The organism is Kribbella sp. NPDC049174 (assembly GCF_043197365.1).
Lineage (GTDB): Bacteria > Actinomycetota > Actinomycetes > Propionibacteriales > Kribbellaceae > Kribbella.
This window is the reverse complement of the sequence record NZ_JBICSZ010000016.1, coordinates 83,977-106,592: the sequence shown is the minus strand read 5'-3', so window position 1 is coordinate 106,592 and position 22,616 is coordinate 83,977. Positions and strand designations below refer to the sequence as shown.

25 protein-coding genes are annotated in these 22,616 nt (G+C 68.2%); 14 read left to right on the top strand and 11 right to left on the bottom strand.

The genetic code is table 11. The features are described 5' to 3' along the window. The first annotated feature begins 32 nt into the window (after window positions 1–32). The 7 genes from uraD (ACGFIF_RS42270) (at window position 33) to ACGFIF_RS42240 (ending at window position 8,778) form a co-directional block, all read left to right on the top strand. Window positions 33–1,958 carry a 2-oxo-4-hydroxy-4-carboxy-5-ureidoimidazoline decarboxylase gene (uraD, locus tag ACGFIF_RS42270; protein WP_393163190.1) on the top strand — a complete coding sequence of 642 codons (1,926 nt, stop codon included), beginning with the start codon at window positions 33–35 and terminating at the stop codon, window positions 1,956–1,958. After that, a complete protein-coding gene (locus ACGFIF_RS42265; protein ID WP_393163188.1) occupies window positions 1,955–3,433 on the top strand; it encodes a xanthine dehydrogenase small subunit in 1,479 nt (492 codons plus the stop codon). The genes uraD (ACGFIF_RS42270) and ACGFIF_RS42265 overlap by 4 nt, the downstream gene beginning before the upstream one ends. Continuing rightward, window positions 3,430–5,793: a xanthine dehydrogenase molybdopterin binding subunit gene (gene xdhB / locus ACGFIF_RS42260; protein WP_393163186.1), complete on the top strand. Its 2,364-nt coding sequence runs from the start codon at window positions 3,430–3,432 to the stop codon at window positions 5,791–5,793. Before ACGFIF_RS42265 ends, xdhB begins: the two co-directional genes overlap by 4 nt. An 8-nt stretch (window positions 5,794–5,801) precedes the next feature. Next, entirely contained in the window at window positions 5,802–6,638 is an 837-nt protein-coding gene (gene xdhC, locus ACGFIF_RS42255) for a xanthine dehydrogenase accessory protein XdhC (RefSeq protein ID WP_393163184.1), read from the top strand. After that, complete coding sequence (gene guaD, locus ACGFIF_RS42250; protein WP_393163182.1) at window positions 6,635–7,915, top strand: guanine deaminase; 1,281 nt, start codon at window positions 6,635–6,637, stop codon at window positions 7,913–7,915. The genes xdhC and guaD overlap by 4 nt, the downstream gene beginning before the upstream one ends. Window positions 7,916–8,091: 176 nt before the next feature. Further along, complete coding sequence (locus ACGFIF_RS42245; RefSeq protein WP_393163180.1) at window positions 8,092–8,472, top strand: VOC family protein; 381 nt, start codon at window positions 8,092–8,094, stop codon at window positions 8,470–8,472. A 105-nt stretch (window positions 8,473–8,577) separates the two neighbouring features. Further along, window positions 8,578–8,778, top strand: coding sequence for a hypothetical protein (locus tag ACGFIF_RS42240; RefSeq protein ID WP_393163178.1), 201 nt, complete (start codon window positions 8,578–8,580; stop codon window positions 8,776–8,778). A 61-nt stretch (window positions 8,779–8,839) separates the two neighbouring features. On the opposite strand, the gene ACGFIF_RS42235 is transcribed toward ACGFIF_RS42240, so the two are convergent. Beyond that, window positions 8,840–9,277: a hypothetical protein gene (locus tag ACGFIF_RS42235; RefSeq protein WP_393163176.1), complete on the bottom strand. Its 438-nt coding sequence runs from the start codon at window positions 9,275–9,277 to the stop codon at window positions 8,840–8,842. A 452-nt stretch (window positions 9,278–9,729) separates the two neighbouring features. Between ACGFIF_RS42235 and ACGFIF_RS42230 the strand changes: the two genes are divergently transcribed. From ACGFIF_RS42230 to ACGFIF_RS42220, 3 genes are all read left to right on the top strand, one after another. Then, entirely contained in the window at window positions 9,730–9,936 is a 207-nt protein-coding gene (locus ACGFIF_RS42230) for a hypothetical protein (protein ID WP_393163174.1), read from the top strand. 280 nt (window positions 9,937–10,216) lie between these two features. Continuing rightward, window positions 10,217–10,522 carry a hypothetical protein gene (locus tag ACGFIF_RS42225; RefSeq protein ID WP_393163172.1) on the top strand — a complete coding sequence of 102 codons (306 nt, stop codon included), beginning with the start codon at window positions 10,217–10,219 and terminating at the stop codon, window positions 10,520–10,522. A gap of 47 nt (window positions 10,523–10,569) precedes the next feature. Further along, the gene (locus ACGFIF_RS42220) at window positions 10,570–11,094 is read left to right on the top strand and encodes an FUSC family protein (protein ID WP_393163170.1); all 525 of its coding nucleotides are present in this window, start codon (window positions 10,570–10,572) and stop codon (window positions 11,092–11,094) included. Window positions 11,095–11,178: 84 nt separating this feature from the next. On the opposite strand, the gene ACGFIF_RS42215 is transcribed toward ACGFIF_RS42220, so the two are convergent. From ACGFIF_RS42215 to ACGFIF_RS42185, 7 genes are all read right to left on the bottom strand, one after another. After that, window positions 11,179–11,895 (bottom strand): hypothetical protein, encoded by a 717-nt coding sequence (locus ACGFIF_RS42215; RefSeq protein WP_393163168.1) that lies wholly within the window; start codon window positions 11,893–11,895, stop codon window positions 11,179–11,181. 268 nt (window positions 11,896–12,163) lie between these two features. Then, entirely contained in the window at window positions 12,164–13,522 is a 1,359-nt protein-coding gene (locus ACGFIF_RS42210; RefSeq protein ID WP_393163166.1) for an 8-oxoguanine deaminase, read from the bottom strand. Window positions 13,523–13,609: 87 nt separating this feature from the next. Then, a complete protein-coding gene (gene pucL, locus ACGFIF_RS42205; protein WP_393163164.1) occupies window positions 13,610–14,515 on the bottom strand; it encodes a factor-independent urate hydroxylase in 906 nt (301 codons plus the stop codon). A 3-nt stretch (window positions 14,516–14,518) separates the two neighbouring features. Next, the gene (gene uraH / locus ACGFIF_RS42200; RefSeq protein ID WP_393163162.1) at window positions 14,519–14,851 is read right to left on the bottom strand and encodes a hydroxyisourate hydrolase; all 333 of its coding nucleotides are present in this window, start codon (window positions 14,849–14,851) and stop codon (window positions 14,519–14,521) included. Further along, a complete protein-coding gene (gene uraD, locus ACGFIF_RS42195) occupies window positions 14,848–15,339 on the bottom strand; it encodes a 2-oxo-4-hydroxy-4-carboxy-5-ureidoimidazoline decarboxylase (protein ID WP_393163160.1) in 492 nt (163 codons plus the stop codon). The genes uraH and uraD (ACGFIF_RS42195) overlap by 4 nt, the downstream gene beginning before the upstream one ends. An 89-nt stretch (window positions 15,340–15,428) precedes the next feature. Next, the gene (locus ACGFIF_RS42190; protein ID WP_393163158.1) at window positions 15,429–15,896 is read right to left on the bottom strand and encodes a helix-turn-helix domain-containing protein; all 468 of its coding nucleotides are present in this window, start codon (window positions 15,894–15,896) and stop codon (window positions 15,429–15,431) included. Window positions 15,897–15,920: 24 nt separating this feature from the next. Then, entirely contained in the window at window positions 15,921–17,162 is a 1,242-nt protein-coding gene (locus tag ACGFIF_RS42185) for a DUF6986 family protein (RefSeq protein ID WP_393163156.1), read from the bottom strand. Between the two features lie 137 nt (window positions 17,163–17,299). On the opposite strand from ACGFIF_RS42185, the gene ACGFIF_RS42180 reads away from it, so the two are divergent. After that, window positions 17,300–18,064, top strand: coding sequence for an IclR family transcriptional regulator (locus ACGFIF_RS42180; protein ID WP_393163154.1), 765 nt, complete (start codon window positions 17,300–17,302; stop codon window positions 18,062–18,064). 3 nt (window positions 18,065–18,067) lie between these two features. Here the strand turns inward: ACGFIF_RS42180 and fgd are convergent, their stop codons facing one another. Continuing rightward, window positions 18,068–19,072, bottom strand: coding sequence for a glucose-6-phosphate dehydrogenase (coenzyme-F420) (fgd, locus tag ACGFIF_RS42175; RefSeq protein WP_393163152.1), 1,005 nt, complete (start codon window positions 19,070–19,072; stop codon window positions 18,068–18,070). A 403-nt stretch (window positions 19,073–19,475) separates the two neighbouring features. On the opposite strand from fgd, the gene ACGFIF_RS42170 reads away from it, so the two are divergent. Continuing rightward, window positions 19,476–20,315, top strand: a complete 840-nt coding sequence (locus ACGFIF_RS42170) for a carbon-nitrogen hydrolase family protein (protein WP_393163150.1) — start codon at window positions 19,476–19,478, stop codon at window positions 20,313–20,315. A gap of 31 nt (window positions 20,316–20,346) precedes the next feature. Continuing rightward, complete coding sequence (locus tag ACGFIF_RS42165) at window positions 20,347–20,853, top strand: methylated-DNA--[protein]-cysteine S-methyltransferase (RefSeq protein WP_393163148.1); 507 nt, start codon at window positions 20,347–20,349, stop codon at window positions 20,851–20,853. Here the strand turns inward: ACGFIF_RS42165 and ACGFIF_RS42160 are convergent. Continuing rightward, window positions 20,831–21,295, bottom strand: coding sequence for a hypothetical protein (locus tag ACGFIF_RS42160; protein ID WP_393163146.1), 465 nt, complete (start codon window positions 21,293–21,295; stop codon window positions 20,831–20,833). The genes ACGFIF_RS42165 and ACGFIF_RS42160 overlap by 23 nt on opposite strands. A 31-nt stretch (window positions 21,296–21,326) precedes the next feature. After that, the gene (locus tag ACGFIF_RS42155; RefSeq protein ID WP_393163144.1) at window positions 21,327–22,157 is read right to left on the bottom strand and encodes a DUF72 domain-containing protein; all 831 of its coding nucleotides are present in this window, start codon (window positions 22,155–22,157) and stop codon (window positions 21,327–21,329) included. 20 nt (window positions 22,158–22,177) lie between these two features. Here ACGFIF_RS42155 and ACGFIF_RS42150 point away from each other — a divergent pair, with 20 nt between their 5' ends. Next, the gene (locus ACGFIF_RS42150) at window positions 22,178–22,570 is read left to right on the top strand and encodes a YkvA family protein (protein WP_393163142.1); all 393 of its coding nucleotides are present in this window, start codon (window positions 22,178–22,180) and stop codon (window positions 22,568–22,570) included. Window positions 22,571–22,616 lie beyond the last annotated feature (46 nt).

The following is a 22,616-nucleotide window of genomic DNA, read 5'->3' as shown; positions in this document are numbered from 1 at the left end:
CGCCCCCGAGCCCATCCGAGGAAGGTGCCGACATGGCAATCCTGCGAACGCCGAGCCGCCGCGCAAGCCGACACCCCGTCGACGAGGTCCTGCCCCCGGGCAAGCTCGCCGTGTACGGCTTCCAGCACGTACTGGCGTTCTACGCCGGCGCAGTGATCGTACCGATCCTGCTGGCGAACTCGATCGGGCTGAGCACCGAGGAACTCGTCCATCTGATCAATGCCGACCTGTTCACCTGCGGTATCGCCTCGATCATCCAGTCCGTCGGGTTCTGGAAGGTCGGTGTCCGGCTGCCGCTCCTGCAGGGCGTGACGTTCACCGCGGTGTCGCCGATGATCGCGATCGCGCTGGCCGCGGGCGGTGGGACCGAGGGCCTGCTGGTGATCTACGGCGCGGTGATCGTGGCAGGCCTGGTCACCTTCTTCCTGGCCCCGTTCTTCAGCCGGCTGATCCGGTTCTTCCCGCCGGTTGTGACCGGCTCGGTGATCACCATCATCGGTCTGGCGCTGCTGCCGGTGGCGGCCGCGGACGCGACCGGAGGCGCCGGTCCGACGTCCGACCCGACCAGCGGCAAGAACCTGGCCTACGCGCTCGGCACGCTCGCCCTGATCGTCCTGATCCAGCGGGTCTTCAAGGGCTTCATGGCCACGATCGCCGTCCTGGTCGGCCTGGTCGCCGGCACCCTGGTCGCGTGGGCCTTCGGGGACGCCCACTTCGACGCGGTCAGCGGCTCGGACTGGGTCGGGGTCACCACGCCGTTCCACTTCGGCTGGCCGCAGTTCTCGATCGCCGCGATCATCTCGATGATCGTGGTCATGCTGATCACCGCGGTGGAGACGACTGGTGACGTCTTCGCGACCGGTGAGATCGTGGAGAAGCGGATCGGCCGCGAGGACGTCGCCCGGGCGCTGCGCGCCGACGGTCTGGCCACCACCATCGGCGGTACCTTCAACTCCTTCCCCTACACGTGTTTCGCCGAGAACGTCGGCCTGGTCCGGCTGACCAGGGTGAAGAGCCGCTGGGTGGTGGCGGCGGCCGGCGCGATCATGATCCTGCTCGGCCTGATCCCCAAGGCCGGCGCCATCGTGGCCGGTATCCCGCACCCGGTGCTGGGCGGCGCCGCCCTGGCGATGTTCGCCACCGTGGCCGTCGTCGGCTTCCAGACCCTGGCCAAGGTCGACTTCCACGACCACCGCAACGTGGTCATCGTGGCCACCAGCGTCGGCCTGGCGATGTACGTGACGGCGCAGCCGCAGGTCGCCCAGGCGGTGCCGGACTGGGCCGAGATCATCTTCGGCAGCGGCATCACGCTGGGCAGCCTGACCGCGATCCTGCTGAACATCCTGTTCCACCACGTGGGCAAGGACTTCGGTCCCGCGGTGGCCGGTCAGCCGGGCGACTCGATCCGGCTGGACCAGGTGAACAGGATGAGCCGCGACGAGTTCGTCGAGACCTTCGCCGGCCTGTTCCAGGGTCCGCGCTGGATGGTCGAGCGGGCCTGGGAGATGCGGCCGTTCACCGACACCCACGCGCTGCGCCGGTCGTTCCAGGAGGCGCTGTTCTCCGGATCGCGCGACGAGCAGCGCCAGCTGATCGAGTCGTACCCGCAGCTCGGCTCGCAGTTCGTCGCCGACGGTCTCAGCGGCGAAGCGTCGCTGCGGGACCAGTCCGCCCGCGGCCTGACCTTCCTGGCCGAGCCGGACCGGGACGAACTGGCCGCGATCACCGAGGCGTACCGCGAGCGGTTCGGCTTCCCGCTGGTGATCTCGGTCCGCGACGCGGACTCGTTCGACCGGATCGTCGAGCAGGGCCGGGAGCGGCTGGACAACTGCGAGAACCAGGAACACGCCGCCGCGCTGCTGGAGATCGCGAAGATCGCCGGGTACCGGTTCGATGACTTCCTTTCCGATGCCAATCCGATCCACACTGCAAGAACACGCTGGAGCAGTAGCCGATGAGTACAACAACGATCACGGTCAACGGTGAACAGACCACTTTGGGTGAGGTGGCCGTCCACACCAGCGTGCTGGACTGGCTCCGAGACCGTGGCCTGACGGGGGCCAAGGAAGGCTGTGCCGAGGGCGAGTGCGGTGCGTGTTCCGTGCTCGTCGCCCGGCCCGGGACCGACGCCCCGACCGAGTGGACCGCGGTGAACGCGTGCCTGGTGCCGATCGCGTCCCTCGACGGCCAGGAGGTCGTCACCTCCGAGGGTCTGGGCTCGCCGGCCGAACTGCACCCGGTTCAGCAGGAGATCGCCGTACGGGGTGGATCGCAGTGCGGCTACTGCACGCCTGGCTTCGTGTGCAGCATGGCCGCCGAGTTCTACCGCTCCACGCGTACGACGTCCAACGGGCACTGCGATCACGAGCACGGGCCGAACGGCTTCGACCTGCACGCGCTGAGCGGAAACCTGTGCCGGTGTACGGGGTACCGCCCGATCCGGGACGCGGCGTACGCGCTGGGTGAGCCGGCCGTGGACGACGCGCTGGCGGCCCGCAGATCCGCGCCGCCGCCTCCGCCGGCAGTCACCGCGATCGCGATCGACGGAGCGGAGTTCCACCGGCCGGCCAGCCTGGCGGACGTACTCGAACTGCTTGCCGAGAGCCCCGAGGCGCAGATTGTTGCGGGGTCGACCGATATCGGCGTGGAGGTGAACATCCGCGGCGTCCGGAAGCCGCTGATCGTCGCGGTGGACCGGCTGGATGAGCTGCGTGAGTTCTCCTTCGGGCCGGACGAGGTTCGCATCGGTGCCGCACTGACGCTCAGCGAGATCGAGCGGCTGCTCGCGGGACGCGTGCCGCTGCTGGCGCAGATGTTCCCGCAGTTCGCGTCCCGCCTGATCCGCAACGGCGCCACCATCGGCGGCAACCTCGGCACCGCGTCGCCGATCGGTGACACCCCGCCCGCGCTGCTGGCCCTGGACGCCTCGCTCGTCCTGGCCTCCCGCCGCGGCGAGCGGATCGTGCCGCTCGCGGACTACTTCACCGGCTACCGGGAGACCTTGAAGGCTGCCGACGAGCTGATCCGGACCATCGTCGTACCGCTGCCGCTCGAGCCCCTGACCGGGGCCGGTGGGGTGGGGAAAGAAATGGCACTGACCGCGTTCCACAAGATCGCCAAGCGGCGCTTCGACGACATCTCGAGCGTTGCCGTCGGGTACGCCGTCGACGTCGAGGACGGCGTCGTACGGCGGGCCAGGATCGGACTCGGCGGGGTCGCTGCCACCCCACTGCGCGCAGTTGCCACCGAGCAGGCGTTGATCGGCAAGCCGTGGACCGAGCGGACCGTCCGGGAGGCAGCCGCGGTGATGGCGGCCGAGGGTACGCCGATGGACGATCACCGGGCGAGTGCGTCGTACCGCTCGGCGATGCTCGGCCAGTCGCTGCTCCGGTTCTACTCCGAAAGCCATTCAGCGGAAGGGGTCAGCGCATGAGCTCCCTGTCCGAACGTCCGCAGCAGGCCGTGGTCGGTCTGCCGCTGCCGCACGAGAGCGCCGCGTTGCATGTCACCGGTAAGGCGCTCTACACCGACGACATCGTCGTCCGGACGCGCGATGTCCTGCACGCCTGGCCGGTCCAGTCGCCGCACACTCACGCCCGGATCACGGACCTTCGGGTGAAGCCGGCGTACGACGTCCCTGGCGTGGTCCGGGTCCTCACCGGTGACGACGTACCCGGGGTGAACGACGCCGGCGTGAAGCACGACGAGCCGTTGTTCCCGACCGAGGCGATGTTCCACGGGCACGCGATCTGCTGGGTCCTCGGTGAGACGTTGGAGGCCGCGCGCCTCGGTGCGGCGGCCGTCGAGGTCGAGTACGAGCCGCTCGAGTCGCTGGTGACGGTTCGGGAGGCGATCGACGCGGGCAGCTTCCAGGGGACCGGGCGGCACCTCGCGCGTGGTGACGTCGAGGATTCGCTGGCCAAGGCGGCGTACGTGTTCGAGGGCGAGTTCGAGTTCGCCGGCCAGGAGCACTTCTACCTCGAGACCCATGCGTCGCTGGCGTTGGTCGACGAGGGCGGTCAGATCTTCGTCCAGAGCAGCACGCAGCATCCGTCCGAGACGCAGGAGATCGTCGCCCACGTCCTCGGCGTACCAAGCCACGAAGTGACCGTGCAATGTCTCCGGATGGGAGGGGGTTTCGGAGGCAAGGAGATGCAGCCGCACGGGTTCGCCGCGATCGCCGCACTGGGGGCTACGCTGACCGGCCGGCCCGTGCGGTTGCGGCTCAACCGTACGCAGGACATCACGATGTCCGGTAAGCGGCACGGGTTCCACAGCGAGTGGCGGGCCGGCTTCGACGACGACGGCCATCTGGTCGCGCTCGACGCCACCCTGACCGCCGACGGCGGCTGGAGCCTCGACCTGTCCGAGCCGGTGCTCGCACGCGCGATGTGCCACGTCGACAACGGTTACTGGATCCCGAACGTCCGCGTGGACGGCCGGATCGCCAAGACGAACAAGACCTCCCAGACGGCCTTCCGCGGCTTCGGCGGCCCGCAGGGCATGCTCGTCGTCGAGGAGGTGCTGGGCCGCTGCGCACCCCTGCTCGGGTACGACGGGATCGAACTCCGTCACCGCAATCTCTACCGGCTGAACGACACCACGCCGTACGGGCAACCAGTGCGGCACGCCGACCGGCTGGAGTCCTGCTGGAGCCAGGTGTCGGACAACGGCGACGTCGTACGACGGCAAGCGGAGATCGAGCGGTTCAACGCGGAGCACCCGCACCGGAAGCGCGCGTTGGCGATGACGCCGGTGAAGTTCGGCATCTCGTTCAACCTCACCGCGTTCAACCAGGCCGGCGCGTTGGTGCACGTCTACAAGGACGGCTCGGTGCTGATCAACCACGGCGGCACCGAGATGGGTCAGGGCCTGCACACGAAGATGCTGCAGGTCGCGGCCACCACGCTCGGGGTCCCGCTGGCTCGCGTCCGGCTCGCCCCGACCCGCACCGACAAGGTGCCGAACACGTCGGCCACAGCGGCTTCGTCCGGTGCGGATCTGAACGGCGCCGCGATCAAGAACGCCTGCGAACAGATCCGCGAACGCCTCGAGCAGGTCGCCGGCGGCCGCCTCGGGATCAGCCCGCGCGACGTCCGGTTCACCGAAGGCATCGCGCACGGGCTGACCTTCGACGGCGACAGTCTGCGCTGGGAGGAACTCGTTGACGTCGCCTACCACCAGCGCGTCCAGCTGTGGGCGGCCGGTTTCTACCGCACCGAGGGCTTGCACTGGGACCCCAACGCGATGCGCGGCGAGCCGTTCAAGTACTTCGCGTACGGCGTTGCCGCCGCCGAAGTCGAGGTGGACGGGTTCACCGGTGCGTACACGTTGCGCCGGGTCGACATCGTCCACGACGTCGGCGACAGCCTCAGCCCGCTGATCGACATCGGGCAGATCGAGGGCGGCTTCGTGCAGGGCACCGGCTGGCTGACGCTCGAGGACCTGCGCTGGGACGAGAGTGACGGCCCGAATCGCGGGCGGTTGGCCACGCAGGCCGCGAGTACCTACAAGCTGCCGAGCTTCTCGGAGATGCCCTCGGAGTTCAACGTGAGGCTGCTGGAGAAGGCCCATGAGGACGGCGCCGTCTACGGCTCGAAGGCCGTCGGCGAACCGCCGCTGATGCTGGCGTTCTCCGTACGCGAGGCGTTGCGGCAGGCCGCGGCGGCGTTCGGCCCGGCCGGCACCAGTGTCGAACTGGCCTCGCCCGCCACGCCCGAGGCCGTCTACTGGGCGCTGGACCAGGCCCGATCGTCGCTCCGCGCGGAGCGGCTCGAGCCGAGTGGGGTGTGACGACCGAGATGGAATGGATGAAGGCGGTCGAGCGTCTCCGGGAGCAGCGGCGACCCGGCGTGCTGGTGACGGTGATGTCCGTCCGCGGGCATGCACCGCGCGAGGCCGGTGCCAAGATGGTGGTCGCCGCTGAGGGGACCTGGTCCACGGTCGGCGGTGGCAACCTGGAGGCTCTCGCGGTCGAGCGGTCCCGCGCGATGATCGAGGCCGGCGTTGGCGAGCCTGAGGTCATCGAGGTCGCGTTGTCGGACAAGGCGCCGTACCAGCATGGGGTCCAGTGCTGCGGCGGTGAGGTGAAGCTGCTGCTCGAGCCGCTGCCGGTGGTCCCGGCCGCGGCGATCTTCGGGGTCGGGCATGTCGGTCTCGAGCTCGCCCGGATCCTGGCCCGGCACGACATCGAGCTGCACCTGGTCGACTCGCGGCCCGACCAGCTGGAAGCCGAGCGACTGAAGGTTCTCGACGACGCCGTGGCGCGGGTGCACGTGCATCACGTGCCGGTGTTGCCGGAGCTGGTCGTGGCCGAACTGCCGCCGGGCACGCATGCGTTGGTGATGACACATGACCATGCCGAGGACGCCGCGTTGTGCGACGCCGCGCTGCGCAACGAGCAACTGGCCACGATCGGGCTGATCGGGTCCCGGGCCAAGTGGGCGCGGTTCCGCCGCAAGCTCGCCGAGGACGGCAACACCGAGGAGGCGATCGCCAGGATCACCACCCCCATCGGACTTCCTGAACTGACCGGCAAGGAGCCGGCCACCATCGCCGTCAGCGTGGCGGCCTGGCTGCTCCAACTGTTCACCGCCGAGCGTCGCCCCACGCCGGCCCACCGTGAGGCGAAAGCATGACCATCTACCGAGGCACGTTCCTCGACACCCCGGACAACCCGTTCACCGGCGGCAGCCTGCGGGTCGACGCCGACGCCGCACTGCTGGTCAGGGACGGCGTGATCGTTGCCCGTGGCCCCTTCGGCGACGTACGGCGGGCGCATCCGGCCGAGGAGATCGTCGACCTGTCCGGCGGCCTGGTGCTGCCCGGGTTCGTCGACACCCACGTGCACTTCCCGCAGATCCGGGCGGTCGGCGGTCTCGGCCTGCCACTGCTGGAGTGGCTGGACCGCTACGCGCTTCCCGAAGAGGCGAAGATGGCCGACACCGGCTACGCGGCGGGGGTCGCAGCCGAGTTCGTCCGCGGCCTCGCGGCGGCCGGCACCACCAGCGCGCTGGTGTTCGGGGCGCACTACGCCGACGCGGTGGACGTGCTGTTCTCCGCCGCCTCCGGGGTCGGTTTGCGGATCACCAGCGGGCTGGTCCTCAGCGACCGGCTGCTCCGGCCGGATCTGCTCACGACACCTGAGCGGGCGTACACCGAGTCTCTGGCCCTGGCCGAACGCTGGCACGGCGTCGGGCGCAACCGGTACGCCGTGACACCACGCTTCTCGCTGTCGTGCACCGATGAACTGCTCGCGGTCTGCCGCCGGGTGCTGGACGAGGTTCCCGGCTCGCTGTTCACCTCACACGTCAACGAGAACGAGGCCGAGATCGCCACCGTGGCCGACCTGTTCGGCGGCAGCGACTACGTGAGCACGTACGACAAGCACGGACTGGTCGAGCGCCGGAGCGTCCTCGCCCACAACGTCCACCCGACCGACGTCGAGCTCAAGATGCTCGCCACCGGCGGTGCGGCCGTTGCCCACTGCCCGACGAGCAACGCCGCACTGGGCAGCGGGTTGTTCCCGCTGTCACGGCACCTGCAGTACGGCGTACGCGTAGCGCTCGGGTCGGACGTCGGTGCCGGCACGGGGTTCTCGCTGCTGAAGGAGGGCCTGCAGGCGTACTTCTGCCAGCAGCTGATCGGCGATCACGGTACTCCGCTGAGCGCAGCACACCTGCTGTACCTGGCGACAGCGGCCGGCGCGGACGCCCTCGGCCTGGACGAGGTCGGCCACCTGAGCGTCGGTCAACGCTTCGACGCCCAACTCCTCCGCCCGGCCGACGGCTCCCCCTTGGCAGTAGGCGTCGAGCACGCCGACGACGCCGAGGAAGCCCTTGCCCGCCTCTTCACCCTGGGCACCCCCGCCGACGTCCACGCCGTCTGGATCGACGGCGAACTCCTGCACCACTAGGTCGGGGCAGCTGCTAGGTCGGGGCAGCTTCCGTACCGCAGGGCCGGCCTTGTTCCGGACAGGGCCGGTCCTGAAATCATGTCGCCCGTGCTCGCCTGGTCCGGTAGCGTCGCGGGTTGATTTCACTGCCCACGAGGTTTCGCGTGTGGGCTCCCCGGCAGAGAGCAGGTTTCAGGATGGCATGTCGTATCAGTGAGCTCGTCCTCGGTTGCCACGACCCTGAGCTGCTGGGGCGGTTCTGGTGCGAGGTCCTGGACTTCGTCGTCCTCGATCGCATGCACGACGGCTCGCTGGAGATCGGGCCGCGCGAAGGGTTCGGCGGTCCGCAGCCGACGATCATCCTCAGTCGCCGGGATGAGCCGGAGAAGGGGAAGTCCCGGCTGCACATCGACGTCAACGCCACCGACCGCGATCAGGACGCCGAGCTCGAACGCCTGCTGGCGCTCGGTGCGCGCCCGGCCGACATCGGCCAGACCGGCGAGGAGCAGTGGCACGTCCTGGCCGACCCCGAAGGCAACGAGTTCTGCCTGCTCAAGGCCCGCCTCAACCCACTCTGACGGGCCGACGAACATCTGGTGACCCCGAGGCGGTGGAAAAATGACGCGCAGTCAGCCACGAGGCCGCGCGTTGGCCTCACCTCGAATCGCACCAGGAGATGAGTTTTGAGCGAGAAGGACGACGCGGCGATGCAGAAGGCGATGGACCTCATGAAGGCCCACCAGAACGTCACCCAGAAGCTCGACGAACTCGGCCAGACCAGCCCCACCCACGCCGCGGCGGCAGAGAACATCAGAAACCAGGGCGGCCGCTGGGACTCCCCCGAAACCCGCGCCGGCAGCGGCCGCGACGGCGGCCGCGGCTAACCTCCCCGAACACAGAAAGGCCGGCTGACCGAATTCCGATCAGCCGGCTTTCCTCGTAGCGCTAGGTGTCGTACCCCAGTCCGTCCCAGGGTTCGTAGTACGCGATGAAATCCCCCGGTTCGATGTTGATGGAGTACTCGCCCTCGAACTGAGTGACCACCCATCCAAAGGTCACACCCCCGACCTCCGCGGTGAACGGTTCGACCTCGATCGGCTCCAGGACGTACTCGCCAAGCTCGGCCAGCCGAGCAGCGACCAGCTCGTCCGCACCGGCCGAACCTGCCTGACCTGGCGGAAGCCCCGCAGCACGAGCAACCTTGTCGACCCTCACCTCGTCGAACGTCCCGTCGGCCTTCCACAGAAACAGCCCGACATAGGCCGACCCCGGATCGAACAGTTCGTCGCTCAGAAAGAACTTCCGTCCGTCCTCGGCGGTCCCGGCGTACGGCACGTGATAGTCGTCCGGAACGATCGTGAAACGCGCGGGCGCTTGGTCCACAGCAACTCCTTCATCCGGGCCTGCCGGCGTCGGCGCACACCCGACAAGCGCGGCGAACACTGAAAACACGACCATGCGCAACAGTCCGCGACGCAGTCCCAAGCGAGGCAGGCCCCGTCTCGCCCACCGTGCGAACATCAACCAACCCACGCCGCACAACCTACGGCCGGCGCCGCCCCACTGATCCCATTCTCGAACCACCGTTATCAGACCGTCTCGTCCCCTGACCGGGTACACAGGGCTGGGCGCAATGCAGACGATGTGCCGCCCATCAGGTGGCAACATGTGTCTGTCCTCCGTCAGATGATGCGCGACACTCCTCCACCAGGTGACTGCGCCAGCCGAAGCACGGATCGCGGCAGATCCGGACGTTTCGGCTTGGGTCGTGGCCCTGGCAGAGTGTCGCGTATGCACCAACTCGTACTCCGCGCCATTTCGGACAGCGGAGGGACATGCGAGGACCCCGTCCGAAGACGCGCTTCGAACTGATGTCGGATGTCGAGGCAGGCACGACCGAGTTCTTGATCGTCGAGCGGATCTCCGACCCGAGCGGGCAGACGTACATGCAGACTGTCCGACTCGGAGACGGCCAGTACCTGGTTGAGCGTCGCGATGGCGCTCGCGATCGGCACTTCAAGACAGTTGCGCAGAGCATGTGATACGCCTACGCGCTCCTGGCGGGACGGGCATTCGAGCACGAGGGATGGGATCGCGGTCACGCCTGGTCACGCCTCGAGTAGACCGGCTGAGTACGACGCCGCGACCGGCCGTAAGCGGCGGGGTCACGCATTCACTGTCGGCGGCATGTCGGTGCGCCAGTGCGCCAGACGGGCGTCCGCTCGCCGGTCGGTTTGATCGTCGATTCGGCGTAGAGTCGCCTACGGTGGCCCACAGACGTTTCGGTGGAGAGTACTTCCCGCGGTGCTGGTCGGTGCAATCGTGGGTCAGTTGGGTGTCTCGGCGTTATTCGTCGGGGTGGTGTGGGGTGCTCTCGGCGCCAAGCTCGGCGTCATACGCCGGATGGTCTACCTGACGGCCTGGATCGGGGTCGTTGCCGGACTCGGAGCGTACACCGCGTATGACTGGTGGTGGGCGGCGCTGCTGGCAATCGTCGGCGTCGTGGCCGGTGTCGGGTTCAGGTTCGGCTGGTTCGCATCGTTGCTCATGGCTCCCCATGCGGCCACGTTCGTCACGCCTGTAGCGACGGCACGTCCGCCGTCACATTCGGGGCCATTGTTGCGATAGGCACCGGATACGGCATCGTGATAGCCCGCCGTTTCGGCGCACCGCCGGTGATCGACGGCGACCGATACTCCCTTCCGGTCACCGCCGCCATCGCGCTCGCCTTCGGTGCCGTACTGGGTGCCGCCGGCTCGGTCGGGGTCGCTCTGGCGTGGACGGAGCCGTACTGGGTCCCCGAGCCGATTCTCATCTTGGTCATCTACGTCCTGTTGGGCAACCGTGAGCGGATCAAGGAAAAGGCGTTCGCCACCGCCCTCGGCGCTGCTGCGGCGGTGGTCGTGGCGATCATCGCGCCGCCCCCGTGGATTCTCACGATGCTCGCCGTTCTTGCGTTAGTGCTCGGGGTCATGCAACGGGCGACCTATTGGCGGATGTACGCCCTGTACACGTTCGCGCTCGTGGTCTACTTGGCCGCCCCGGACGACGTGGCCTTCGAAGCTGAGGAGCGCGGATTCCAGATTCTCGCAGGCATCGCCCTACTCATTATCGGTCTGGCCATCCTTCACACCGTCGGGACTAGGCTGGCCCGGCGATATCCACAACCAGAATTGGCGAGCCGAGCAGCAAGTGCCTGAGCAGCCTCTATCCGCTTCGTCGTGCGACCGCACATTGTCATGAGCGGACGACGAGCGGACCGCGGAAGAGGTGCGCGGCCGGTGTCAGGCAAACGCCTCCGGAACCTCGAACGACGCCTGGCAGCGTGGGCAACTGGAACCACCGAAGAGATAGGTCAATTTGGTGGCGATGGCGGCTCGATCGTTGGTCTGTGCGAGCGCGAGCAGTCGGCCTTCAACCGTCGGTGCAGAAGGCTCGAGTGGTGTGACTGCCGTGGATGCGAGGGAGGCGTCGGCGAAACTGACCACCCGGGGCTTCCGGCTGTCGAGGTTCAGCAGCAGGTCTTCACCGCAGGACGGGCACTCGAGCGACGCCTCGCCGTTCGCGAGGCGATCGAGGGTTCGCTGCCATACGCCTCCGTCTTCGAAGGTCATGAGTGCCTGCAGTCCGTAGACGAACTCGGTGTCGCCCGTCGCGTGCTGCAGGTTCCGGGCGGCGACGATGCGTAGGTCGGCCACCTCATGCGCGTAGCGTCGGCGAACCACAGCGGTGTCCTCTGGCCCGTCGTTCGAGGCGATGATCGCGGCAGCCAGATGCAACGCGGCCACGTACCCGCTCGGGTCGTGCTGCGCGCTCATCTGCGCCAGCGTGGGGAGCGCGGCGTAGCTCGCACTGTAGACCGTGCCCTGGTGACACAGACGCCCCCACAGTTCATCCCAGGGTGCGCCGTGGTCAGCACCCGCTGCCGCGGCCGTCGCGAGGAGAGCAGGCACACGCTCGGCGGATCCATAGGCGTCCTGCAATGATGCCCACTCCGTCATGCCAGGATCCAATCAGAGCCGAGCGCGCATCGGCAGGTCCGGGCGTTGGTCGCTCGTCAGGTGGTGACCGCAGGTCCTTGCAGCCGCAGTCCTTCGTACGCCCCGGGCCACGGGTGGTCTCGTTGACCACGAGCTGGCGCCACCATGGGGCAGTCGATACGCGGGCGGCAGCCCGCAAGACCAGCGGCGATAAGCCGCGCGGAAGGGCGGGCGGGGCTGCCAGGCGAGCACGCGACGCAGGAGCGCGCGTAGCCGGCTGCGAGGGTTCTCAGCCGGCTTTGGCGAGCAGGTGCTTCTGGACCTTGGCTACCTGGACCGCTAGATCTGCCTCGTCGACGGTGACTACGGTGTCGTGCTCCACCACCGGGCGGCCGTTGACCAGGAGTAGTTCCAGCGGGGGCGGCGTACCGAGGACCAGCGCGGCTACCGGGTCGGCGATGCCGGCGTGGGCGAGGGTGTCGAGACGCCAGAGGGCTAGGTCGGCGAGTTTGCCCACCTCCACCGAGCCGATCTCGTCAGAACGGCCCAGGATGCGGGCGCCGTCGAGGGTTGCCATTTCCAGGGCAGCGCGGACGTCGAGGGCCTCCGGACCGCCACGCGCGCGGGCAAACAGCAACGCATGGCGCAGTTCCTCCACCAGGCTTCCCGCTTCGTTGCTTGCGGCACCATCTACGCCGAGGCCGACCGGACTGCCGGCGGCGCGCAGGTCCGCGGTACGGGCGATGCCGGCGCCGAGACGAGCATTTGAGCTCGGGCAGTGCGCAACACCGGTGCGCGATCGACCCAATTGCGCGATCTCGGCGTCGTCGAAGTGGATGCCGTGGGCGAACCACACGTCCGACCCGGTCCAGCCGAGTTCAGCGGCGTACTCCAGCGGAGTGGAGCCGAAGTGTTCGCGGCAGTAGTCGGACTCGTCGGTGGTCTCGGCAAGGTGGGTGTGCATCCGGACGCCCTTGCGGCGGGCCAGTTCGGCGGCGTCGCGCATGAGCTCGCCGGTCACGCTGAACGGCGAGCAGGGCCCGACCACAATCTGCAGCATCGAGTCCGGGCTCGGATCGTGCCAGCGGTTGATCGCGGCCTCGGTCGCGGCCAGGATCTGGTCGCGGTCCTCGACCACCGAGTCCGGCGGCAGCCCGCCGTCCTTCTGGCTGAGATCCATCGATCCGCGTGCCGGATGGAACCGCATCCCGACCTGTGAGGCGGCGAGGATCTCGGCCTCGAGCAGGTCCTTGCTGTCCCGGGGAAAGACGTAATGGTGATCGGCAGCCGTGCTGCAACCGGTACGCGCGAGCTGGGCCAACGCGGCCTGCGCGGCCACGTGGACGGACTCGTCGTCGATCCCCGCCCATACCGGGTAGAGCGTCGTCAGCCAGCCGAACAGGGTCGCATCAACGGCCAGACCGCGCGTCGCCCACTGGTAGAGGTGCTGGTGCGTGTTGACGAACCCGGGCGTCAACAAACACCCGCGCCCGTCGATCACCCGCGCTCCGTCGTAGGCCGGTGCGGGGCCGGCACCCACGGCGACGATGCGGTTGCCTTCAGCAACAACATGGCCGGTGAACTCACGACGGGTGCGGTCGAGGGTGACCACGACCGCCCCGTCGATGACGATCGGCGTTGTGTCCATGGGATCAGTCAACTCATCCGGCCGGCACGGAGTCACCGGCAGCGAGCACGAACTTCGCTCTGCCAAGCGACGTGCGGTTGGAGGTTCCTACACGAAGCCCGGTACGGCGTGCCACGCGGAACCGGGGTCGGACGCGTCGTCCCGTACGACGGTGGCCTCGATCAGCCCGTACGGGCGATCGGCGGCGATGAACACCTCGTTCGGGTTCTCCAGCCCGAACGGGCTCAGGTCGACCAGGAAGTGGTGCTTGTTCGGCGCCGAGAACTTGATCTCCGCGACCTCAGGGTGCCGCTCGAGCACCGCCTCACCCATCCCGTACAGCGTCTGCTGCAGCGCGAGGCTGTGGATCTTGGCGAACTGCTCCAGCAGCAGCGTCTTGATCTCGTCGTACGACTTGTCCCAGTCGACCTCGGTGTGGTCGTAGCGCCACCGGGCGACCAGCGACGTCGCGAGGATCCGGTCGTTCGTCTCCGGCAGCGTCGTGTACTTGTCCTTCAGGAAGCCGTGGAACTCCGACCCGGTCGACTTCAGGACGACGAGGTCGCGAATGCCGGAGACGACGTACGCCTTCCGCTCGTCACCACGGCCCTCGACGTTGACGACCGTCGTACGCACGCCGCTGCCGGCCCGGACGAACGAGTGGTCGTGACCCTCGCCGTCGACCGGGATCCGCTCCCAGGTGTACTCCTCGACCTCGATCCGGGCGCCGTCGGCGGCGGGGGCGGAGTCGATGAAGTGGCCGCCGAGCGTCAGCGCGTAGTCCTCGATCGCGCCGACGCCCTTCTCCTTGGCGAAGGCGAAGGCGGTGTTCTTCTGGGTGTCGGTCGGCAGGACGTCGGCCTGGTCGCCGGTGGTGTGCGCGTCCTCGAAGCGGCCGCGCAGCGCGGACGAGACGTTCAGGTCGCGGATCTGGTGGCGCGGCGAGTCACGGTAGATGCGGACGACCCGGCTCTCGGCCTTGCCGTACTGGTTGGCGCCCAGGTGGATGGCCATGGGTCAGCTCCCTCGATAGGTGGAATAGGCGAACGGACTGAGCAGCAGCGGGACGTGGTGGTGCCGCTCGTCGGTGATCGTGAAGGTCACGGTGACCTCGGGAAAGAACATCTGCTGGCCGGACGCGTCCGCGTACGCGGCGACGTCGAACCACAGCTGGTACTTGCCGGGCTCGAGCCCCGCTTCGAAGTCGGTGATCCGTCCGTCGGCGTCCGTCGTACCGGATCCGACGAGCACGTCGGCCCGGCCGTCGACGATGTGGGACAGGCGAACCGGCACACCGGCGGCGGGCCGCCCGAGTCCGGTGTCGAGAACGTGGGTGCTGACAGAGCTCATGCGACGACCTTTGCGAGACGAAGGAGTGCGATCTTCCGGAGTTCTTCCTGTACGACGGCCGCCTCGGCGGACTCGTCATGGGTCAGTCGTTGGCGCAGGCTGGTCAGCATCTCCTGCGCCGACAGACCCGTCGCGCAGATCAAGAAGACACGACCGAACCGCTCCTCGTACTCGCGGTTGCCGGCCGCGAGCGCCGCGCGGACCTCGGGATCGTCGCCGACCCCGGACTGCTCGTTGCGCGACCAGGCGGCCTCGGTGCCGGCGCCGGCCGCCCGGTCGCCGATGCGCGGGTGGGCAGCCAGAGCTCGCTCGACCTCACTGGCGTCGAGATCTCGCAATCCCTTGTCCGCTGTCTGGGTCAGCGCCTCGACATCGGCGTACGGGCGGCCGGCGAGGATGCCGTCGACCCAGCGGGGGACGTCGCAGCAGGCCGCCAGCAGCGGGCGCAGCCGGTCGTCCGGAGCGGAGTTGAACTCCTGCAGATCCACGGTCACACCTTCTCGAATCACGAAATCGAATTTCCGTATGACGAGAGTGGCACGCACCCAGCCAGTGCGTCAACAGTTTGTTGAATTTCTCAGTCGCGCGCCCTGTTCAGGTAGTTGTAGACGGTGAAGCGGGTGACGCCGAGGGCCTCCGCCACGATCTCCGCCGACTTGCGGTACTCGAACGCTCCCTTGGCCTCGAGCAGCAGGACGGCCCGCTGCTTGTCACCCCGGGACAACCCACTCAACGGCCCACCGAGCTCCGCGGCAACCTCCGCCAGCAACGCGCCCACCCCGCTGCCACCGCTGCGGGGCAGTTTGACGCCATCGCGCCGTACCTGCAGGGTCACCTGGCTGGCACCGTGCGCGAACGCGGCCTCCAGTACGCCGGTCAGCGCCGGCAGCAACTGCTCTTGCTCACCACGGACCGACGTACCCAACGGCCCGAACTCGCAGTCCAGCCCTGTCTCCTGGGCAGCCTGGAAGGCCTCGGTGGCATGGGCGGGCGGCTGGCCCTCGACGTCGAAGGGCTCAGTGGTGAACTCCGCTACCAGTCGCATGTCGCGAGGCTAGCCCGGACGCGGTCACGACCGCACTGGTCGCCGAGCCAACTTCGCCAGTCCCGCGGTGTCCACACCGATCAGCTTGTCGACCTCGGCCGGGTCGACGGCACCACATTCCAGCCCGCGCAGCACGTAGCCCGCCAGCGCGGCGGCTGTCGCAGGCTCGTCCAGGTAGCCGGAGTTGCCTCCGCTGACGTACGCACGCAGCCGAGCGCCGGCGGTGTCCAGGCCCTCGCGATAGAAGAGGTACGTCGCGGCGTACCGCGTCGGCAGCTGAGCCGGGTGCATGTCCCAACCCTGATAGATGCCGCGGGCAAGCGATCGCCGGACCAGGCCGAAGTGCAGTCGCCAAGCGGCGTGCACAGCCTCGCGATCGCCGACCGGAAGAACGTTCGTGGAGCCGTCGGAGACGAACACCCCGGTGCTCGCCGCGGCCAGTTGCATGACGTCCTTGGCGTGATCGGCGACCGGGTGATCCATGCTCTGGTACGCCGCCGCGACACCGAGCGAAGCCGAGTAGTCGTACGTACCGTAGTGCAGACCGGTGACGCGGCCACCACCGGCGTGGATCATCCGCGCGACCAGCGCACTGCCGTCGGGCCCGAGGATCGCCTGCGGGGTCTCGATCTGGATCTCGAACTTCAGCGACTCGGCGGGCAGATTGTGCGCCTGCTCGATTGTCGACAATATGAGCAGCATCGCCTCGACCTGCTCGACCGACGTGACCTTGGGCAGCGTGATCACGAAGCCGTCGGTCAGAGCACTCGAGAACTCGCGGAGGAAGAGGTCGAGCGTGCGCAGCCCGCGCCGACGGCTCGGCGCCTCGAGGGACTTGACCCGGAGCCCGTGGTACGGCGCCGCCGTACCGTCGCCGACGGTCTTCGCCAGGGCACGGGCCGCGTCGATCGCGGCGGCATCCTCCTGCTCGTCAGGCCTGGTGCCGTAGCCGTCCTCGAAGTCGATCCGCAGATCCTCGATCGGCTCACGGTCGAGCTTGGCGCGGACACGTTCATACAGCTCGGCGCCGAGGTCCGGCGGCAGGTCCAGCGCCTCGGTCAAGCCCACCGGCGCCTCCCCAAGCGCGGCCTTCGCCTGATCGGCCCACTCGCCGACCGTGCCGGAAACGAACCGGTCAGCGGGTACGTAAACGGTGTGCACAGGTTGCCGGACGCCCCGATCACCCGGATACAACGCAGCCAACTCAGCGTCGGCAGCGGCAAGCAGCCGATCCAACTCGCCGGCGAGATCGTCCACGTGAGTCATCAGAGCACACCTCGTTCACCTTGACGGCAGTTTCCGTATCGCGGATACTAATATCTACTTTGCGGAAGAAGCAATGTCCGCTATCTGTGGCTAAACTTCCGTGATCCGGAAAGTGTGCCGAGAAGAGTGGGTGCTCAGTGGCGGAGAACAGCGAGGGCAAGAGCCGCTCCGGCAGTGTTCAGTCGATCGAGCGGGCGTTCGGGCTGCTCGAGACGATGGCCGACGCAGGCGGGATGATGGGCCTGTCCCAGCTGGCCACGGCCTCGGGTCTGCCGCTGCCGACGATCCACCGGCTGGTCCGCACGCTCGTCGACCTCGGGTACCTGCGCCAGGAGCCGTCCCGGCAGTACGTTCTCGGCCCACGGCTGATCCGGCTCGGCGAGAGTTCCTCGCACATGCTGAGCGTCTGGGCCCGCCCGCATCTGACCCGGCTGGTCGACGAGCTCGGCGAGTCGGCCAACATGGCGATGCTCGACGGCGACCAGATCGTCTACCTCGCGCAGGTCCAGTCCCGGCACTCGATGCGGATGTTCACCGAGGTGGGCCGCCGAGTGCTGCCGCACTGCACCGCCGTCGGCAAGGCAATCCTCGCGAAACTGCCCGAGGCCGAGGTGCGTGAACTGCTGCACCGGACCGGGATGCCGAAGCACACCGACAACACCATCACCGACCCGGACGCGTTCACGGCTCAGTTGCGCAACGCCGAGGAGCACGGCTACGCCACCGACGAGGGTGAGCAGGAGCTCGGCGTGCGCTGTGTCGCCGTCGCGGTGCCGGACGCACCGTCCCGGCTGGCGATCTCGATCTCCGGGCCGGCCGGCCGGATGACAGAGGAGCTCGTCGAACGAGCGGTCCCGCTGCTCACCCAGGCCGGCAAGGCCTTCTCGGCGGATCTCCGCTAGGAGCTAGCCCAGCTTCCGCAGCAGCGGGAGCACGTCCTCGGTGAACTGGGTCAGGAACCGCTCCTGGTCGTTGCCCGGGCCGTGGACGACGAAGTGGTTGAAGCCGGCGTCCAGGTACGGCCGGAGCTGCTTGACGACCTCTTCGGGGTCGGAGGCAACGATCCAGCGCTTCGCGACCTGCTCGATCGGCAACTCGTCCGCAAGCTGCTCCATCTCGGTCGCACTGGTCACGCTGTGCTTCTGCTCCGGCGTGAGCGACAGCGGCGCCCAGAACCGGGTGTTCTCCAGCGCCTGCTCGCGGTCGCGGTCGTACGACACCTTGACCTCGAGCATCCGGTCCAGGTCCTCGAACTTCTTCCCGGCCTTCTCCGCGCCCTCCTTCACGGCGGGGATCAGCTTCTCGGTGTAGAGGTCCATGCCCTTACCGGACGTCGCGATGAAGCCGTCGCCGGCGCGACCAGCGTACTTGGCCACCAGCGGCCCGCCGGCGGCGACGTACACCTTGAGCGGGGTCTCCGGCCGGTCGTAGATGAACGCGTCGACCGTCGGGTAGTACGGGCCCTCGGAGCTGACACCCTCCTTCGTCCACAGGTCGCGGATCAGCTGCACCGACTCCCGCAGCCGGGCGAACCGCTCCTTGAACTCGGGCCACTCCATCCCGGAGACGGCGATCTCGTTCAGCGCCTCACCGGTGCCGACGCCGAGCATCACCCGGTCCGGGTACAGCACTCCCAGGGTGGCGAACGCCTGGGCGATCACCGCCGGGTTGTACCGGAAGGTCGGCGTCAGCACCGACGTCCCCAGCAGCACCCGGTTGGTCCGCTCACCGACCGCCGCCAGCCAGGCCAGCGCGAACGGCGCGTGCCCGCCCTCGTGCCGCCACGGCAGGAAGTGGTCCGACACGGTCACACTGTCGAGCCCGAGCTCCTCGGCCCGGACGGAGTACTCCACCAGGTCTCGCGGCCCGAACTGCTCCGCCGACGCTTTGTACCCGACTCGAATGCTCACCCTCAAACTCCCAACGTCGTCTACCCGTGCGTTGAAGACAACCGCGCTCGGGTCGACTCTATGCCGCCGCCTGAACGACACCGTCCGAAGGTGATTGACCGGCCCGGGCCGGGTGCGGAAGGATGTGGCTCCGGCGCGGCCCGCGCCTCACCTTCGTTGATCGGCCCCAGCCCGGTCTCATCGAGAAGGCAAAGGGACTGTCTGTCTCGGGTCGCTCGTCCTGGTCAGCCGCCTCGGACGGGATCGCTGGGGGATCGCGTGCGAGTGCGTGGAAGGCCAGATGACAGCGCACAGGAACTTCAAGCGCCGGGTTCGAGCCCGCGCCGCCAAGACGGGCGAGTCCTACACGGCTGCCCTCCGGCACTTCCGTCCGACCCCGAGTCAGTCCCTGACAGGAGAAGACATGCCGGAGAACATCCTGCGAATTGCCGTCGCCCAGTCGACCGTTCGCGAAGACCCGACAGATGCCACCGCGCTGCGCGACAGCGGCGCGGAGGTCCGCAGACTGATGCAGCAGGCCGCTGACGCGGGCGCAGGCCTGGTGCACTTCACCGAGGGCGCGATCTGCTTCCCCAGCAAGCGCGTGATGTCCGAGCTCGGCCCGGACGAAGTCGGTCCGTCCGACTGGAGCAAGGCCGACTGGTCGGTGCTCCAGGATGAGCTGGACCGGATCGCCGCGCTGTCGCGTGAGCTGGGGATCTGGACGGTGATCCCCTCGGTACACCAACTGCCCGCACCGAGCCGTCCGCACAACAGCATGTACGTCGTCTCGGACCAGGGCAAAGTGGTCACCCGGTACGACGAACGCACGCTGTCGACCACGAAGATCACCTGGATGTACACCCCGGGCAAGGAGCCGGTGACCTTCGAGGTCGACGGGTTCCGGTTCGGCCTCGCGCTCGGGCTGGACGTGCTCTTCCCGGAGTTGTTCACCGAGTACGACCGGCTCGACGTGGACGGCGTACTGGTGTCGTATTCGACCGCCGGCGTCTCGGGGCACGACCACATCGAGGTCCAGGCCCGCGGCACCGCCGTGAACAGCACCTACTGGATCAGCCTGGCCGTGCCGGCGAATCCGGACGGCGGCCTGGAGTCGGGGGTGATCGATCCGCGCGGCAAACTGGTGGCCGCGGGCCCGGCGGACAAGACGCCGGGGATCGCGGTGACCGACCTGCACCATGCGGAGGTGACCACGATCGGCCGGGAGTTCCGGAGCCGGACGCGGGAGCGCATCAGCTCCTGAGGCCTCACAGGTCCGGGTGCGGATCCGTTCTATGAGCATGAACAGGCACGCGATCGTCAGCACCCGGATCGGGGAACTCACCCTGGTCGCCTCCGACAACGCACTGGCCGGCATCTACTTCCCACACCACTGGGTGAAGCCGGCACCGGACGTACTCGGTGACCGGGTCGCAGCCGACGACCCGGTCATCGCCGAGGCGAGCCGTCAGCTGGACGAGTATCTTGCCGGCGAGCGGACCTCCTTCGACCTCCCGACCGTCCTGCGTGGCGACATGTTCCAGCGCCGCGTGTGGTCGCTACTCGAGGAGATCCCGTACGGCGGCACGACGTCGTACGGCGAGATCGCGGCACGGCTCGGGGAGACCGCGCAGGCAGTCGGCAAGGCGGTCGGTCAGAACCCGCTGTCGATCGTCGTCCCGTGTCACCGGGTGGTCGGGAAGAACGGCAGCCTGACCGGGTACGCCGGTGGGCTCAAGCGGAAGCAGTTCCTGCTGGACCTGGAGGAGCCCGCCGAGGTCAAGAGCGCCCGGCTGTTCTGAGATCGCCGACCTGGTCGGCGTACCACTCGGATTCGGTCAGGTGCTCGGCGATCTGGCGGAGGGTCCAGTTGGGACTGCGGTCCTTGTCCCACTCGGCCGGCTCGACCGCGGCGTACCGCAGCGCGAAGGTCCGGCCGAGCCGCCGCAGCCGCTGCTGGGCCTCGCGCAGGTCCTCAGCGGTGAACGGCGCCAGATCGGCCTGCGCCGTGTATGCCGAGGCCTGCCAGTTGTCGGGCTGGGTCGGGACACCGGCCAGCAGCGCCTCGACCTCAGCGAGGTGATCGACGATATGGTCCGCGATCCGGCGGACCGCCTTGTGCGGGGTGTAGATGCGGCCGTCGTCGGAGGTGAGCGGCTGCCCGTCCCAGGCCGGCCAGGTCTCGATCAGCAGGAGCGAGCGCTCGACCGCCTGCTCCACCAGTTCTCCGGGATTCTCTGTCATGCGGCTCACGCTAGAGCCGGGTTACTTCGGCCTACGCCGAAGTGATCTCGAGACGCCGTGCGAGTCCTTCCGCATCGAAGGGAGCGCGGACTTTGGCGTCGTTGTCGAAGTAGATGAAGGACTTTTGGTTCCAGGCCCGGATCTTCGCGGCCCAGCGGTCGAGGGCCTCGTCGTCGTACCCGCTGACGTAGAGCTCGTCGGCGCCGTGCAGCCGGACGTAGACGAAGTCGGAGGTGACATCGTCGAACATCGGCCACTTGCCGGCCGTGTCCGCACAGACGAGCGCGATGTCGTGCTCACGCAACAGTTGGACGAACTCCTTGTTCTCGAAGCTGGTATGGCGAACTTCGATCGCGTGCTTGAGTGGAATGTCGACCGAGCACTCCAGCAACGCCCGGCCCTCCATCCGCTCGTCGTGGCCCTTCGCCACCTCTGCGGCTTGTGCGGTGGTCCTCGGCAACGTGTCGAAGAAGGCCGCGCACCGCTCGGCGTCGTACCCGAGGGTCGGTGGGAGTTGCCACAGCACCGGGCCAAGCTTGTTGCCTAGTGCAAGCACGCCGGAGGCGAAGAAGTTCGCCAGCGGTGCGTCCACATCGGCCAGCTTCTTCATGTGGGTGACGAAGCGTGGACCCTTGACCGAGAACACGAAGCCGTCGGGCGTCTCGTCGTACCAGCGCTGGTACGACGACGGGCGTTGGAGCGAGTAGAACGAGCCGTTCAGCTCGATCGAGTTCAGCCGCCGGGAGGCGTACTCCAGCTCAGCCCGCTGCGGCAGGCCCTCGGGGTAGTAGACCTTCCGCCAGGGCGGGTACCGCCATCCCGAGATCCCCACCCGGTACGAGCTCTCCGGCCAACGCTTCACGTCCCGATTATGGTTGAGGCGTGGTCGAGGCGCTGGTGATAGCCGGGGTGCTGGCCGGGTTGTGGGCGGTCAGCTGCGGACTGATGGTGCTGTTCGCCCACCGGCTGCCGAACGGACTGCTCCGCCAGGTCGCCGAGTTCCTGCCGTCGTGTGTCACGGCCGCTCGGACGTTGCGGAAGCATCCCGACGTACCGCGCCGAGCCAAGATCGCCCTGCTGATCGCGGTCCTCTGGGTCCTGTCGCCCATCGATCTGCTCCCCGAGTTCCTCCCCGTCATCGGGCCGCTCGACGACGTGGTGGCGGTCGTCTTGCTGCTCCGGTACGCCGCCCGCTCGATCCCCCGCGAGACGCTGCTCGCCGCCTGGCCCACCGACCCGACACTCCTCCATCGCCTGCTGGGGCGACCGCATTAGCCGTCGAGCAGGCCGGCGTCCCCAGATCGCGGAGAGTTCTTAGAAT